Source organism: Catalinimonas alkaloidigena (assembly GCF_029504655.1).
Taxonomy (GTDB): domain Bacteria; phylum Bacteroidota; class Bacteroidia; order Cytophagales; family Cyclobacteriaceae; genus Catalinimonas; species Catalinimonas alkaloidigena.
Genome location: NZ_JAQFIL010000001.1, coordinates 5,708,400 through 5,723,473, shown reverse-complemented (window position 1 = coordinate 5,723,473; position 15,074 = coordinate 5,708,400). Strand labels below are relative to the sequence as shown.

Below are 15,074 nucleotides of genomic sequence, written 5' to 3'. Positions count from 1 at the left end.
TTATTTGGCTGATGATAAAATGTCAGCTTGCTTTAGAAAGTAATTCTAAGAAATGAAGAATAATTTTTTGTGCTAGCGAGCCAGAAGGGTAGCATGCCTGTCTTTAATCTGATTCATCAGGTCGTCATCCAGCAATGCCTGATGCAGCGTGTTGGCCTGGGTAAGCTGTTCTATTGTAAGCCCTTCAGCTCCCCTCAGGTCAGCCTTATAAAGATTAGCATTTTTGAAATTGGCACCCACTACGTAGGCATCTCGCAGATCAGCCTCCATCATAAAGGCGTTTTCAAAATCAGACCTGATAAGGAAAGATGCCTGAAGAGTGGCTTTGATGAGATACGTATCTTTGAAAGAAGCTCCACTGGCATAGGCATGCTTAAGAAAAGCTTGGTTGAGATTGGAGCCTTCAAAGTTAGTTTGATTAAGACGAGCGCCTTCCAGATTACACTCTATCAGGTTAGCATGCGTAACATTGGCATTATTCAGGTTAGCCGATTTGAGCACTACATGACTGAGGTTTGTGCGGGTAAGATAACAGTCTACCAGATCAATACTGTAAATTTTCTCACGGTTTAACCTTTTGATATTACCTACCGTACGAAAGGCCGCTTCTTCTGATTGCCAGGTACGGAAATCTTCAATTTCATCTTTGTAGGTACGAATAGCCTGCCTTTTCTGTCCTCGCTCATTGAGCCAGTAGATCAGGATACCGATGACAGCAATGTCAAAGAGCATACCGTGAGCTTCAGCCAGTACTTGACCCCAAAACTCATAAAAATCGTACTTATAATACTCATAGCTTAAAGAAAGAACTAAAACAGAAAGGCATAATAGTACAAAAAGCGAAATTGTAACCGGGCGCTCCATAATGGACTTATACCAGTCAATAATTTTCTTATATTTTACTGTGTATTTCATGCCTGCGGCGCAATAGATTGATGCAATAGTCTTGCAATTTAACAATCTGGCTTATGAATTCAGTTTGGAAATGTGGGCAAAACGCACATTGAACAAAGTATTTTACTTTAAAGATTTGATTTTGCCCACCAGAGTTTTGTTAATCTTCTCATAAGACTCAAATGTCCACCCACCAACGTGTGGAGTAAAAATAACATTGTCATGATGGATGATTAAGTTAAAATAATGCTGCTGTTCAGTAGTAAAATGTGTGATTTTTTCATTTTCCAATACATCCAGTGCAGCCCCTTTGAGCTTTCCGCTATCCAACGCCTCTACCAGGGTTTTGAAGCTTATGTTCTTGCCGCGTGCAGTATTGAGAAGATAGATATCTTTACTGAATTTTTGCAGAAATGTATGGTTAATCATAAAGCGGGTTTCCTCAGTCAAAGGCACATGTAAACTCAGTACATCTGCTTGCGCAAATATATCTTCCAGGCTGGCTTCTCGGGCATACTCATCGCCGTAATTTTGCTTGTATTTATCATAGGCCAGTACTTTTACACCAAATCCCTGAAGACGACGAGCGAAAGCCTGACCCATGAAACCGTAACCAATGATTCCGACAGTCTTACTCATAAGTTCCACACCCCGATTACCTTCCCTGTCCCAGCTCCCTTTACGAATTTGACGGTCGGCCACATGAATTTTATTAAACAGGCTTAGCAGCAGGGCAACGGCATGCTCACCTAATGCATCACGATTACCTTCAGGAGCATTAACAATCTTGATATTTCTTTCCTCCAGTGTTTCAACATCCAATTGATCCAGTCCGGCACCGGCGCGGCCGATCCACTGAAGTTTTTCTGCACGATCAATCACTTCTTTGTCAATGGTAGTCTTACTCCTCACAATCAATCCTTCGTATTGGTGAATGATCTGAAGGATTTCTTCGCGATTGATCTCCGGACGGTAGTCTGCCTGCCAACCAATCTGTTGGAGAAGAGGGGTGATACTTTCATGCATTAAATCTATAATCAGACAGGTTTTCATTTTTTTTATGGGGTTATAATTCGTGGTTCTTGGTTCATGGTGTTATAACTCGTGGTTCTTAGTGTGTTTAATGACACAATAGCAATCGTACTACACCATTAAAAACCATAACACCAAGCACTATTGCAGCGAGAAACATGATGCCAAAAATAGTTAAAATCCGTAAAGCATGTGGGCTACTGAGAAATAGACGGCTAGGCCTAAAAGGTCATTGGCAGTAGTAATGAAGGGACCGGAAGCCAGGGCCGGATTGACACCGAGTTTGTTAAGTATAAGTGGCGTAATCGTACCCATGAGCGAAGCCAGCAAGACTACACTGAATAATGCTATGGCTACAACAGCAGCCAGGGTTAATTTTTCTCCAAACAAAAGGTTGAAAGCAAATACAAGAGCAGCTAGCGCTAATCCGTTAAGAAGAGCGACAAGGAGTACCTTCCAGAGTCGTTTCCCCAGGTTATCACTAAACACTGAAGTGTTTGCCAGACTTTGTACTACCAATGAGGAAGACTGAATCCCTACATTACCTCCGGTAGCTGTAATCAGGGGAATAAAAAAGGCCATGGCCGGAACCAGTGCAATGTCTTTTTCAAAAATACCGATGAACTGTGCTCCTAAAAGTCCTCCTACCATACCAATGACCAGCCAGGGAAGGCGAGCACGCGAGAGCAACCATACGCTTCCGCTGCGTTCCTCCACATCTTCAGAAATACCGGACATCATCTGTCGCTCCTGCTCTGCCATCTCGGTAATGACGTCCACTACGTCATCAATGGTGATGCGGCCTACCAGCCGGTTCATAATGTCAACCACCGGAATAGCCTCCAAATCGTAGCGACGCATGATATCGGCTATTTCCTCCTCTTCCTGATAAGTCTCTACCGATACTACTTCTTCGTCGTAAATATCTGCGACTTTAGTATCATCATTAGATAGTACAATTCGCTTCAAGGATACTTTACCGGTCAGGTGATTTTGCTTATCTACTACATAAACTGAATAGACTTTCTCCACATTTTCTGCCTGCCGGCGGATTTCCTCTATACATTGCTTTACTGTCCAGTCAATATTGACTTTGATCAACTCCTTGGCCATCAGGCCACCGGCCCGGTCTTCCTCATAACGGATCAGGTCTTTGACATGGCGTGCCTTTTCTGCATTCTCCATTTTATCAATGACTTCCTCGCGGGTTTGTATAGGAAGGCGGTTGAGAATATCAGCACCATCATCTGAGTCCAGGTAGTCGATGAAGCGAGCTACTTCTTCAGAAGTAAAGTTTCTCAGAAAAGCAGTTTGCTGCTCATCCTCAATCTCTACAATAATATCAGCCGCCCGTTCTTCATCCAACAGCTTAATCACGTACTTGGACTCTTCGGTATTCAGCTCATAAAGTACCGTGAGGATATCAGGGGGGCTGGCATCTTCCATACTCTCCTGCACAGACTGCGCTTCATCCTGGCGAATGGCTGCTCTCAGCCACTCCAGATACTCCTGCGATACCTCAAAATGCATTATGGCTCCTGTTTCCAAGACTCTTCTATTTTTAGCGTGAGTTCTACAAAATCATTGACGGATAATTGCTCTGCTCGTAAATCTAAGGTATTAAGCTGCCTAATTGTTTCGGGCAAATTTAGAGGTTTCAATGCATTGCGCAAGGTCTTGCGGCGGGTTTGAAAACTTTGCTTTACCACCTTTCGGAATAGCTGCTCGTCGCAGGCAAGCTGCTGAGTATCATTACGCTTCAGCCGGATTACGCCCGAGCGTACCCTGGGAGGCGGGTTAAAGACGCCCGGCTCCACGGTAAAGAGATAGTCTATGTCATAATAAGCCTGTAACAATACGCTCAGTATGCCATATGCCTTACTTCCGGGAGGCGATTTAAGTCGGTCGGCTACTTCCTTTTGTAACATACAGACAACCTCCGGTACTTCATTTTTGATATCCAGGATTTTGAAGAATATCTGTGAAGAAATATTGTAAGGGAAATTGCCAATCACCGCGAAAGGTTCCTGCATCAGTGCCAGCAGATCAGTTTTGAGAAAGTCTTTGTAAAATATGCGCGGCTTCAGATCAGGATAATGTTCCTGAAGATAATGTACAGATTCTGTGTCCAGCTCTATTAGGGAAGTAGTGAAGCGGTTGTCCTGTACCAAAAACTGCGTCAGCACACCAGTGCCGGGACCAATCTCCAATACCTGCCGGTAGCCTCGGTGCAGTGTCAGGCTTTGAACAATTTTGGAAGCGATGTTCTTGTCTTTCAAAAAATGTTGTCCCAGGTGTTTTTTTGGTCTTACCACAGTGTTAGCTTCTCAGGTTTATGCTTTGTCAAGCTTAAAATAGAAAGGTGAGCAATAATCCTCTTTATTAAAAAAGCATTGTTAAATTGCGTCGTAAAATAAGAGATTTTTTATGTCAGTAATGCTAAAGCAGGCTAAAGAAGTTAAAAAAAATGCACCTCTGGCAGTCTTGCTCGCCAGCCAGGAGGAGGCTTCAGGCTACTGCCAAAATGAGGCGGAAAAGCAGTATGTGAAAAAGAAGCTGAAGGATAAAATAAGACTTGTTTCCGTCAATCAGTATGAGCGCATGCTGTTTTTTATTGCGCCTGCCGAGGAGCAAGAAAGTCATCTGAAGCGTGAGTATTACCGCAAGAAAGGCTTTGAGCTGGCGAATATTATTCGGAGTGAGCAACTGGAAGACCTTCAGCTTACCACTACTTCAGATGTACAACCCCTTCTTGATTTCAGCGAAGGACTGCTGCTTTCAAGCTATAGCTTTGACAAATATAAATCCGCTGTTAAAGAGAAAGATGCAAGGGTATTTGAAGCACTTACCATTATCCATCCTAATTTAAAAAAGAAGGCTCTGGAGGAAGTCAGTAAGCTTGTAGATGCTACTTTCTACGCGCGTGACTTGGTCAATGAACCAGTAGTTACACTGAGTGCTGAACAATTGAGCAAATCTCTGCGGAAGGCCGGAAAAGAGCTTGGATTCAAAGTAGAGGTGTTTGGTAAAGATAAAATCAGGGCTTTGAAAATGGGGGGGCTTTTGGCGGTAAATGCAGGGAGTGTAGATCCACCTGCTTTTATTGTACTGGAATACAAGCCGGATAAAGCAGTCAACAAAAAGCCTTACGTGCTGGTGGGCAAAGGTGTAACCTACGATACTGGTGGCTTAAGTCTGAAGCCTTCAAACTCCATGATGATGATGAAGTCGGACATGGGAGGTGCTGCTGCGGTGGCGGGGGCATTTATGGCAACGGTCAAGAATAAATTACCTATTCATCTGGTAGGCCTGATTCCCTCTACCGATAATCGCCCTGGCGGAAATGCCATCACTCCCGGTGATGTGATTAGCATTTCTGATGGCTCTACTGTAGAAGTACTAAACACCGATGCTGAAGGACGGCTGATACTGGCCGATGCGCTGGTATATGCCAAAAAATACGAGCCCGAACTGGTCATTGACCTGGCTACCCTTACCGGAGCTGCAGCGATGGCGCTGGGTAAAGAAGGCATTGTGATGATGGGCACCGCAGATGAAAAAACAAAGCAGCAATTAAAAAACGCAGGAAACGAAACCTACGAACGTCTCGTTGAATTTCCTTTATGGGATGAGTACCGCGAGTATCTCAATTCTGATATCGCTGACCTTAAAAATATCGGAGGTAGGATGGCAGGAGCGATCACCGCAGCTGTGTTTTTGAAGCACTTCACAGCTTACCCTTGGATACATATGGATATCGCAGGTTCAGCTTTTCTGGAAACTCCCGACTTTTATAAGGGTAAAAATGGTAGCGGTGCTGGCGTAAGACTTTTGTATCAGTTTCTTAAAACACTGGCGAAATAGAGATCATGGAAAAGACAGATATTTCAGTAAGTAAACCACAGAAAATCAAGCGGAAAAAGAAAGGCGAGCTTCCGGTAATAGGAATCAGTCTGGGGGATTTCAATGGTATAGGTCCGGAGGTAGTGATCAAAGCACTGGCAGATAAGCGTATGCTAAACATGATGACACCTGTCATTTTTGGTTCTTCTAAAGTAGTATCTTTTTACCGTAAAAGCCTTAATCTGGAAGACAGCTTCAACTTTATGACCATCAGGTCAATGGATGAGATTGCGTATGGTAAAGTCAATGTGATCAACTGCTGGCAGCAGGTACTGGTAGAAGCTGGTAAAGTTACGAATGAGGCAGGTGAAGCAGCCTGGCTCTCTTTGAAAGAAGCTACACAGGCCCTTAAAGATGACTATACAGATGCTATCGTAACAGCGCCCATCAACAAGCATAACATACAGAATGAGGAGTTTAAATTTGCCGGACATACTGAATATTTTGCCCAAACCTTTGAGGCTAAAGATATGCTCATGATGATGGTGCATGACCAATTGCGTGTGGGTGTCGCTACCGGTCATATTCCACTCAACCAGGTGAGCAACCACCTGACCCGCGATCTCGTCCGCCGTAAGCTGAAGGTGATGGAAGAATCCTTGAAGCTGGACTTTGGAATTCTTAAGCCCAAAATTGCGGTTTTAGGTCTCAATCCACATGCCGGAGAAGATGGTTTGTTGGGTTCAGAAGAGCAGGAGATTATCAAGCCAGTGATTCAGGAACTTAAAGAGGAAGGTAAACTGATCTTCGGCCCTTTTCCTGCCGACGGTTTCTTTGGTGTAAATATGCACAAGAAATTTGATGGCATACTGGCTATGTATCATGATCAGGGATTGGTTGCATTCAAGACAATGGCTTTTGAGCAGGGCGTAAATTTTACTGCCGGCCTGCCTGTAGTACGCACCTCACCCGATCATGGTACCGCTTATGATATTGCCGGTAAAGGAGAAGCTAGTGAAGTATCCATGCGCGAAGCGTTTTACCTCGCATGTGATGTAATCAAAGCCCGACAGGAGCAGATGCCTGACGAATAAGAGTGTTTACCTGGAAAGTTCAGCCTGCCTGAATTTAGATTTAGGGCTTCCACAAACTGAGCATCTAAAGCTATCGGGCAACAAGGAAAATGGCGTGCCGGCAGGAACTTTTGCCAAGGTGTCTCCATAAGCTTCATCGTAAACACTCAGACATTCGCTGCACTGAAAAACCAATTTATGTGATTCCTGATGAGTCTGGCTTTTTTCTGAATCAGGAGGAGCTGTTTTTTTGGTGTTGAGCTGCTCGTAATATTTCTTGCTTAGCTCAATAAGCAAGGAAGGGATGATATCACGATTAACTGCCCGGGCATAATAGTAATACTCAAAAAAGTTAGGGTTAAAATCTTTGGCATATAAGATGTTGTACTGGTAAGCGTCTTCTTCATTTTCAGCTTCTTCTCTCTCTATAACGATAGAAGTAAAAAGCACAACATGTTTCTGTGTCTTGATAGAAAATGAAAGTCCGTAGGTGCTGATGTCCTGCTGGTCAAGCGCACGTACCAGGTAATTTTTTAGCTCTAAAGCATCCTGATCGGCTACCGGGAGGTGCCAGTTAAGCTCCAGAGAAGAGTGGCGCATATTGATGCCGTATTTTCCCAGGATTTTCTCCCATTCCAGCTTATCTTTTTCCATCACCCCTTTGATCAGAATGGATTTCCAGGGAGTAAGGCAGATGATACCGATATTGGTTTTGAGACACTGATTACAGAAAACTTCCAGAAATTTGATGGTAAAGCGGTTATTACGCCAGTAAAGACCCATCCAGTACTTATCACTTTCTGCACGGTTGATACCTTCAAAATAAGGAAAGATCATTTCCGGATATTCCAGAGGTTGCGCTAGCGTGCGAGCATTGAAGTGTAATTTAGTCTTGAGCTGAGCGTAAATCTCTGCCGGTGAAATCTTGTTCGCTACGGCTTTAAGCGCTTCAATGGCCCGGGAAACTTTGGCAAGGTCAAATCCATAAATCAGATCAGGGCAACACCAGGGCTTGGCATCCAAGGCAGAGTAGCGAATGTACATGTACCAGTAATTGTCAATATTGGAGGCTATAAAATTAATATTCCCGGTAAACAGCGGCACCATGCCCTGCGTAGGGTCGGTAATATTAATTTTATCGGAAGGTTCGTAGTCAAAGCTATCCAGAATATAATGGTAAATATGTGGTGCCAGCCAGGAGGTAGAAGGCATCACATCCAGTGTAACATATGAGCTCACGATGTTTTCACGGTCCTTACTCTGGTACTCATACTTTAGAGGCAACTGCTTCAGCAGCTCACCCACTTTCTCCATATTACTTATGCGGATAGGAAAAAGAATATCTTGTCTGGCCCCCAGGTGCACATAGTCTGAACCTAATTCTTGTGCTATTTCCAGCACTTTGGAAAAATCACCGGGAGAGATAATTCCACCTTTTGCAAAAACTCTGGCCAGCATAATCTTTTGTTTTGTTGGGTAAAAAGCAATCAGCGATTGAAGCTTTCTCTACTGCTGAATGATAGATGAAAGGCCGGGGTGATAATGTATCAAGCGTTAATCTTCATCATCCTTCTTAGCACGCGTATCATCCTCGCCGGAGATGGCGGAGCGCATATCGGTATCAGCCTGAATGTTCTGCATACGATAATAATCCATCACACCTAAGTTACCGGAGCGAAATGATTCGGCCAGCGCTTTGGGCACCTCAGCTTCAGCTTCAATTACTTTTGCTCTTGCCTCTTGCGACTTGGCCCTCATTTCCTGCTCATTAGCCACCGCCATGGCCCTGCGTTCTTCAGCTTTGGCTTCTGCGACTTTCAGGTCAGCATTGGCTTGGTCAATTTGCAGCTTTGCTCCGATATTGTCTCCTACGTTTACGTCAGCAATATCTATGGAAAGAATTTCAAAGGCTGTGCCGGCATCCAGGCCTCTTTGTAGTACGAGCTTGGAAATATTATCAGGGTTTTCCAGTACATCAGTATGCTTGCGGGCAGAGCCTATAGAGGTTACAATCCCTTCACCAACTCTGGCAAGTATTGTGTCTTCACCGGCACCTCCCACAAGTTGAGCAATATTGGCACGAACCGTTACCCTGGCTTTGGCCATCAGTTGTATACCATCGGCAGCGACAGCAGCAACTTCAGGCGTATTGATTACTTTGGGGTTCACCGAGATTTGCACCGCTTCAAATACATCCCGGCCAGCCAGGTCAATGGCAGTAGCTTGCTTAAAAGTAAGCCTGATATTCGCTTTGTCAGCTGAAATCAGTGCTTTGATCACTGAAGGCACATTACCTCCGGCAAGGTAGTGCGTTTCCAGGTCAGAAGAGGTAACATCAAGTCCCGCTTTAGTTGCTGTAATAAGTGAGTCCACGACGATACGAGGAGGAACCTTACGGATTCGCATGAAGACCAGCTCCAGTAGCCCAACTTTTACGCCTGAAAAGCGGGCAGTGATCCACAGGTTAAGTGGGATAAAATACAAAAAAGTGAAAAATGCTACTATTGAAGCAACAATGATCAAAATGAGCGAGAGTCCGTCCATAGAAGTTTTACTGGTTAGTAGTTTTAGTTTGGTGTGTATTCGCTGGTTCTACAATGATTTTATGATCTTTTATACTAATAATCTTTATTTCTGATCCTGCGTCAAGATATTGACCTAAGGTGCTCACCTCTACTATTGTATCTTTAAATTCAGCTTTACCTCCCGGACGAAGTGCAGAAAGAGCTATGCCTTTATCACCTTTCCAGAGATTGTTTTTCACATCCTCATTGACGTGTCCAGTATTTGCGCTTTTCAGAGATATACCCTCCCAGGTATCTGACCTGAAGCTTACGATCAACAAAGCAGAGATGAGCACGAAAGAAATTGCCAATATGATGAGACCAGTAGCCGTACCAAAGTTAATGAAAGCCATAATTACACCCGCGGCAGTGAGTACTAAGCCGGCAATTCCGAATATTGTAGTACCCGGAATGAAAACTAATTCAGTTACGATCAGTAGAATACCGATAATCAACAGGATAATGATAGCTAACCACATGATGGTAAAATTTTGAAGAGCCTGCAGTGAACTCCTCAATATACAAGATTAATATGCTTTGGCAAAGATCACCCGCTGAGAGGATGGCTTCCCGGAGTAAATACACGTACCTTCTTCCCCTTCACTGTTTAGGGGGATACAGCGTATAGTAGCTTTGGTTTCTTCTTTGATACGGGTTTCTGTCTCAGCGGTGCCATCCCAGTGCGCAGAGATGAATCCTCCTTCATCTTCCAAAATCTTTTTCATTTCATCATAGCTGTCTACACGTACCGTCCTCTCTTTTCTGAAACTATATGCTTTGTTGTAAATATCTTTTTGGATCGTGTCCAGAAGGTCATGTATCATCTGAGGGAGCTTCTCATCGGCTTGATGAGTCTGCTTCTCGAGTATATCTCTGCGTGCTATTTCAACAGTTCCATTTTCCAGGTCACGAGGTCCCATCGCTATTCTCAAGGGTACACCTTTAAGTTCGTATTCGGCAAATTTCCACCCTGGCTTGTGTGTGTCACGATCATCATACTTGACCGAAATTCCAAGTTGCTCAAGTTTAGCTTTCATTTCTAATGCTTTCTCAGAAATGGCTTCAAATTCTTCCTGCTTTCTGAAGATGGGCACGATCACTACCTGTATAGGGGCTAGCTTAGGAGGAAGCACCAGACCGTTGTCATCGGAGTGTGCCATGATCAAAGCTCCCATCAAACGAGTGCTAACACCCCATGATGTCCCCCATACGTGTTCCAGTCCTCCATCTTTAGTTGCGAACTTTACATCAAAAGCTTTGGCAAAGTTCTGCCCCAGAAAGTGGGAGGTGCCAGCCTGTAAGGCTTTGCCATCCTGCATAAGGGCTTCAATACAATAGGTATCCAATGCGCCGGCAAAACGTTCGCTTTCAGTTTTTATGCCCTTGATCACGGGCATAGCCATGTGCTCTTCAGCAAATTCAGCATACACATTCATCATACGGACCGTCTCTTCAATCGCTTCCTCTCTGTTTGCATGTGCGGTATGCCCTTCCTGCCATAAGAACTCGGTAGTACGCAGGAAAAGGCGGGTTCTGAGTTCCCATCTTACCACATTGGCCCATTGGTTGATCAGTAAGGGTAAATCCCGGTATGACTGTATCCAGTTACGATATGAGTTCCAAATCACGGTTTCAGAGGTTGGGCGCACAATCAGTTCCTCTTCCAGTTTAGCCTCAGGGTCTACTACTACACCACTTCCATCTTCGGCATTTTTCAGGCGGTGATGCGTAACCACTGCACATTCTTTGGCAAATCCTTCCACATGGTCTGCTTCTCTACTCAGGTAAGATTTTGGGATAAAAAGAGGGAAATAAGCATTGGTATGTCCTGTCGCTTTAAACATCTTGTCTAGCTGAGCCTGCATCTTTTCCCAGATGGCATATCCGTAGGGTTTAATGACCATACACCCCCTAACTTCAGAGGTTTCTGCCAGTTCTGCACGTTTAACCAGTTCATTATACCAGGCTGAATAATCTTCGCTTCTTTTGGGTAGTCCTTTACTCATGAAATGCTTATTGTTGGTACTATATTTGTGAATTTTTACCTGAAAATGGTATATTAGGCACTGGCAAAGATATTTATTACAAATCTATTTTCGTACTTTGCCGTATAATAATTGTAGAGTATTAGTTTAAATAGGAGGATATTTATGAAAACTTACGGAACAACATTAGCAATTGGTCTGGCGGCATTGACGCTGTTAGGTGCCTGTGCTACCTCAGATCAGCTTACTCAATCAAATGAGTACGATGATTTGTACTTTACGGCCAGCGATAGGAATACAGTAGAATTCACTAAGCTAAATGAGCCTAAAGAAGCAGAGTACCAACAGGGATCTTATGTCTACGACCAGCAAAGTTATTCCTCCAAGAACGTTAACCCTGAGTACATTGCAAAGTATAGTAATGCTGAAAGTCAGCAGCCTGTAGAAGAAAACTCTGTGCAGAATGAAGAGTATTATGTAGAAGACTATAATCGTGAAGGTTATTACGAGGGAAATGAAAGACAACCTCAGGTTGTGAACAATTTCTACGGTTCGCCCATGGGCTATAGCTCATTTGGGAATCCTTATTACGGTGGATTTTACGATCCTTTCTACAGCTCATTCTATGATCCTTTTATGGGCTCTTCCATGTGGGGTCGCCCGGGCTGGAATGTAGGAGTCAACATTGGATTCGGATGGGGCTTTGGTAATGCTTGGGCATATCGTCCCTGGAGAGATCCGTTTTACAGAGGTTGGGGATATGGAAGTCCGTGGGGCTTTAGAAATAGCTATTATGCCGGTTTCTATGATGGCTTTTACGGTGGATATTACAACCGACCCGGTGTAGTGATCATCAATAATAACGAGCTTGGTGTGAATCGCCGTCTGGCTACGACCGGAAGGAGCACTCAGAGAGCTAGCAGGGCATCATATGATACCAGAAGTAATCGTGATGCATTAGGACGTTCTTACAACAGCAGGAACAGAGCAACAGCCGTTTCTGACCGCAGCAGTATTAGAAATTCTCGTACTACCAGCAGCAGAGATTATACCCGTACCCAAAACGAGTATTATAAGCGCTCAAGATCAAGTGCAGGATCTGCTGAGTCAAGTAGAGTATACAGAAGTTCAACGCCTGCCAGCAGAGGTAGCAGAACATATTCTGCCACTGAAGCTACCAGAAGCAGCAGAAGCAACTCTTACCGTAGTACAAGTCCTTCCAGAAGGACATATTCTTCTAGCCCCAGCTACAATTCACGTAGCAACTATGGCACAAGAAGTAACAGTAGAAGTTCTTCTCCCAGCTATAACAGCCGTTCTCGCAGCAATAGCTCTTACTCTCCATCCAGGAGCAGCGGAAGCTATAACAGAAGCTCATCACCCTCCAGAAGCTCTTCTCCCAGCAGAAGTAGCGGAGGACGCAGCTCTCGTGGCGGAGGCGGTGAATAAATAGTTAAGATTAAGGTTTAAGACCTTTTTTGAAGGCAACATGTAGTGTAGTGAGAGCGTTATCTTACTACACTATTTTTTTGTCAATACGATTTGAATAACCTATGAAGTATCTTAATAAACACTATATATTAACCTTTATTTTCTGTGCCTTTTTGGTAGCAGAGAGTTATGCACAGTTTGCTGAAGATGCGCTGCTTATCAGCAGAAATGCTCCCCTTGGCACAGCCCGAATATTGGGTATCGGAGGGGGAGGCGTTGCCCTCGGAGGTGATGTGAGCTCAGCTTTTATTAATCCTGCCGGATTAGGATTTTATAACCGCTCGCAGGCAGTGATCTCTCCAAATTTTCAGAATGCCCGCACCAATACGAACTTTCTGGGCGTTAACTCAGAGACGTTTGATAATCATTTTAATGTATCCAATTTTGGTGTGGTAATTAATAATACCAAGGATGATATTATTCCGGCTGATTATAGAGGAGGCTCATTCGCGATCACCTATAATCAGACCAACTCGTACAATGTGAATTATACCTTTGGCCCCGCTGAAAATACATTTTCACTGCTTGATGAATTTGCTTTGCAGGCCAATGACATTGGTGATAATGCTGATGTTCTGCTGGACAATGCAGCCGAAGGTTTTTTTCCGCGCTATATAGATGCGGCCTATGAAAACTACCTGATTAATGCTTATCCGGATGATCAGGATTCTTATGTAGCCTCCATCCCTGCCGGTACTATCGCTCTCCAGGAGGGACGAGTGGAAGAAATAGGTAGACAGAGTGAATGGAATTTTGCGTATGGAGGTAACTACAAAGATAAGCTTTATTTTGGTGCGAGCATAGGGTTCAAAAACTTCACCTACGAAAAGGTTAGTGTTTTTGACGAAACACCCATTTATACCCAGGAGTATCAGGATGATGTAGCGGAGGGTTTTCCCTTCTTTCCAGTAGACAATCAGTTGTCTATTGACTATGTGGATTATGTCACCTTAGAAGAGACATTGAGGTTAGACGGCAGTGGGATCAATGCTACCCTCGGCTTTGTATACCGCCCCATCAACGAGCTTACTTTAGGCTTTTCTTACAAGACACCGACCTTTTACAGCCTTACAGAAGAGTACTTTTTCAACCTTGAATCATTAGTACTAGGTATACAAGAAAGTGATGATAGTGAGCCTTTTGATTCAGGAGGGCCTGAAGAAATACGAAGAAGCCCTCAAAACTTTTCTGAATACACCTTATCTACGCCTTCTAAAGTCAGCGGTGGGTTTGCTTATTTCTTTGAAAAATACGGTTTTATTACTGCCGACGTGGAGTATATCAATTACGCAGCGAATCGCTTTAGCTCAAATGAGTTTAATACCGGAGATGTAAATATTGAGATTGACGATGTGATGGAGTCTGTCATCAATTATAAGGTAGGAGGAGAGTTCAGGTATGATATTTTTCGCCTGCGCTTAGGCTATGCTATGTATGCTGATCCTACGCAGTATGTGAATGACAACCTGGACAGAGACCGACAGGTACTTTCTGGTGGAGTAGGTATCAGTACTCCTTCTTTCTTTGCGGATCTGGCAGTAGTGAATACACAGTATTCTACTGACTTTTTTCCTTACCAGGGAGCTTCTTTCTTCTCAATTGATGATACCCCTCAGTCAGATAATAACTTAACGAACGTAGTCCTCTCTGTCGGCTTTAACTTCTAGTATCTTTTTTCTTTTGTAGAGATATCAGGTGAATGATACGCTCGGCGGTCACATAATCACCTGATATTTCTATTTTTGCCTGTTTATAAAAAGGAATTCTGGGTCTGAATTTTTTGTCAAATTCTTCTACCATATTTTCTGTGTCCAGCCCCTGGAACAAGGGCCTGTCAGCCATCCCCTTCTTACTCATACGGCTAATAATCTCATGAGAAGGAATATCAATAAAAATTGACAGACCAGCGCTGTTCATAGCTTCCATATTGTTATGAAAGCAAGGGGCACCACCCCCGGTAGCCATTATGAAGCTTTCATGTTCATGAATGACTTTATCCAAAGTGTCTCGTTCCATCTCCCGGAAGTAAGCCTCACCATGCTGCTGAAAGATCTCGCTAATCGTGGTACGGGCAAGATGCTCAATCTCAGTATCCAGATCAATAAATTGCATGTCCAGCAGGCGTGCAAGCTGTTTGCCAAGGGTAGTTTTTCCTGAACCGGGCATACCCACTAAAAAAATTTTCATGACAT

Annotated in this window: 13 protein-coding genes; 4 read left to right on the top strand and 9 right to left on the bottom strand. The window is 43.8% G+C overall.

The window, feature by feature from the left end; translation table 11 throughout:
- Window positions 1-72: 72 nt before the first annotated feature.
- The 4 genes from OKW21_RS23280 to rsmA form a co-directional block, all read right to left on the bottom strand.
- Window positions 73-915 (bottom strand): pentapeptide repeat-containing protein, encoded by an 843-nt coding sequence (locus OKW21_RS23280; protein ID WP_277484087.1) that lies wholly within the window; start codon window positions 913-915, stop codon window positions 73-75.
- 102 nt (window positions 916-1,017) lie between these two features.
- Entirely contained in the window at window positions 1,018-1,947 is a 930-nt protein-coding gene (locus OKW21_RS23275; protein WP_277484079.1) for a 2-hydroxyacid dehydrogenase, read from the bottom strand.
- Window positions 1,948-2,100: 153 nt separating this feature from the next.
- Window positions 2,101-3,456, bottom strand: coding sequence for a magnesium transporter (gene mgtE, locus OKW21_RS23270; RefSeq protein WP_277484077.1), 1,356 nt, complete (start codon window positions 3,454-3,456; stop codon window positions 2,101-2,103).
- Window positions 3,456-4,241 carry a 16S rRNA (adenine(1518)-N(6)/adenine(1519)-N(6))-dimethyltransferase RsmA gene (gene rsmA, locus OKW21_RS23265; RefSeq protein WP_277484075.1) on the bottom strand — a complete coding sequence of 262 codons (786 nt, stop codon included), beginning with the start codon at window positions 4,239-4,241 and terminating at the stop codon, window positions 3,456-3,458. Before rsmA ends, mgtE begins: the two co-directional genes overlap by 1 nt.
- Window positions 4,242-4,353: 112 nt before the next feature.
- On the opposite strand from rsmA, the gene OKW21_RS23260 reads away from it, so the two are divergent.
- Both OKW21_RS23260 and pdxA read left to right on the top strand, forming a co-directional pair.
- Entirely contained in the window at window positions 4,354-5,790 is a 1,437-nt protein-coding gene (locus OKW21_RS23260; protein WP_277484073.1) for a leucyl aminopeptidase family protein, read from the top strand.
- 5 nt (window positions 5,791-5,795) lie between these two features.
- Window positions 5,796-6,863 (top strand): 4-hydroxythreonine-4-phosphate dehydrogenase PdxA, encoded by a 1,068-nt coding sequence (gene pdxA, locus OKW21_RS23255; protein ID WP_277484070.1) that lies wholly within the window; start codon window positions 5,796-5,798, stop codon window positions 6,861-6,863.
- 6 nt (window positions 6,864-6,869) lie between these two features.
- Here pdxA and OKW21_RS23250 read toward each other — a convergent pair whose 3' ends face one another.
- The 4 genes from OKW21_RS23250 to proS form a co-directional block, all read right to left on the bottom strand.
- On the bottom strand, window positions 6,870-8,300 hold the full coding sequence (locus tag OKW21_RS23250) for a rubredoxin domain-containing protein (RefSeq protein ID WP_277484066.1): 1,431 nt from the start codon (window positions 8,298-8,300) through the stop codon (window positions 6,870-6,872).
- Window positions 8,301-8,396: 96 nt separating this feature from the next.
- Window positions 8,397-9,386, bottom strand: coding sequence for a flotillin-like protein FloA (gene floA, locus OKW21_RS23245; RefSeq protein ID WP_277484064.1), 990 nt, complete (start codon window positions 9,384-9,386; stop codon window positions 8,397-8,399).
- A 7-nt stretch (window positions 9,387-9,393) separates the two neighbouring features.
- Window positions 9,394-9,885, bottom strand: a complete 492-nt coding sequence (locus OKW21_RS23240; protein WP_277484061.1) for an NfeD family protein — start codon at window positions 9,883-9,885, stop codon at window positions 9,394-9,396.
- A gap of 48 nt (window positions 9,886-9,933) precedes the next feature.
- A complete protein-coding gene (gene proS / locus OKW21_RS23235; RefSeq protein WP_277484059.1) occupies window positions 9,934-11,412 on the bottom strand; it encodes a proline--tRNA ligase in 1,479 nt (492 codons plus the stop codon).
- Between the two features lie 144 nt (window positions 11,413-11,556).
- On the opposite strand from proS, the gene OKW21_RS23230 reads away from it, so the two are divergent.
- Together OKW21_RS23230 and OKW21_RS23225 are read left to right on the top strand one after the other, a co-directional pair.
- Window positions 11,557-12,840 (top strand): hypothetical protein, encoded by a 1,284-nt coding sequence (locus OKW21_RS23230; protein WP_277484058.1) that lies wholly within the window; start codon window positions 11,557-11,559, stop codon window positions 12,838-12,840.
- A gap of 104 nt (window positions 12,841-12,944) precedes the next feature.
- Window positions 12,945-14,549: a hypothetical protein gene (locus OKW21_RS23225; protein ID WP_277484056.1), complete on the top strand. Its 1,605-nt coding sequence runs from the start codon at window positions 12,945-12,947 to the stop codon at window positions 14,547-14,549.
- Here the strand turns inward: OKW21_RS23225 and OKW21_RS23220 are convergent.
- Window positions 14,539-15,069 (bottom strand): shikimate kinase, encoded by a 531-nt coding sequence (locus OKW21_RS23220; protein ID WP_277484054.1) that lies wholly within the window; start codon window positions 15,067-15,069, stop codon window positions 14,539-14,541. The two genes, OKW21_RS23225 and OKW21_RS23220, sit on opposite strands and share 11 nt — an antisense overlap.
- Window positions 15,070-15,074 lie beyond the last annotated feature (5 nt).

Coding starts and splice junctions, on each gene's coding strand:
- OKW21_RS23230 (WP_277484058.1), top strand. CDS start 11,557: ATGAAAACTTACGGAACAACATTAGCAATTGGTCTGGCGGCATTGACG.
- OKW21_RS23280 (WP_277484087.1), bottom strand. CDS start 915: ATGAAATACACAGTAAAATATAAGAAAATTATTGACTGGTATAAGTCC.
- OKW21_RS23240 (WP_277484061.1), bottom strand. CDS start 9,885: ATGTGGTTAGCTATCATTATCCTGTTGATTATCGGTATTCTACTGATC.
- OKW21_RS23260 (WP_277484073.1), top strand. CDS start 4,354: ATGTCAGTAATGCTAAAGCAGGCTAAAGAAGTTAAAAAAAATGCACCT.
- OKW21_RS23275 (WP_277484079.1), bottom strand. CDS start 1,947: ATGAAAACCTGTCTGATTATAGATTTAATGCATGAAAGTATCACCCCT.
- pdxA (WP_277484070.1), top strand. CDS start 5,796: ATGGAAAAGACAGATATTTCAGTAAGTAAACCACAGAAAATCAAGCGG.
- proS (WP_277484059.1), bottom strand. CDS start 11,412: ATGAGTAAAGGACTACCCAAAAGAAGCGAAGATTATTCAGCCTGGTAT.
- OKW21_RS23225 (WP_277484056.1), top strand. CDS start 12,945: ATGAAGTATCTTAATAAACACTATATATTAACCTTTATTTTCTGTGCC.
- floA (WP_277484064.1), bottom strand. CDS start 9,386: ATGGACGGACTCTCGCTCATTTTGATCATTGTTGCTTCAATAGTAGCA.
- OKW21_RS23250 (WP_277484066.1), bottom strand. CDS start 8,300: ATGCTGGCCAGAGTTTTTGCAAAAGGTGGAATTATCTCTCCCGGTGAT.
- OKW21_RS23220 (WP_277484054.1), bottom strand. CDS start 15,069: ATGAAAATTTTTTTAGTGGGTATGCCCGGTTCAGGAAAAACTACCCTT.
- mgtE (WP_277484077.1), bottom strand. CDS start 3,456: ATGCATTTTGAGGTATCGCAGGAGTATCTGGAGTGGCTGAGAGCAGCC.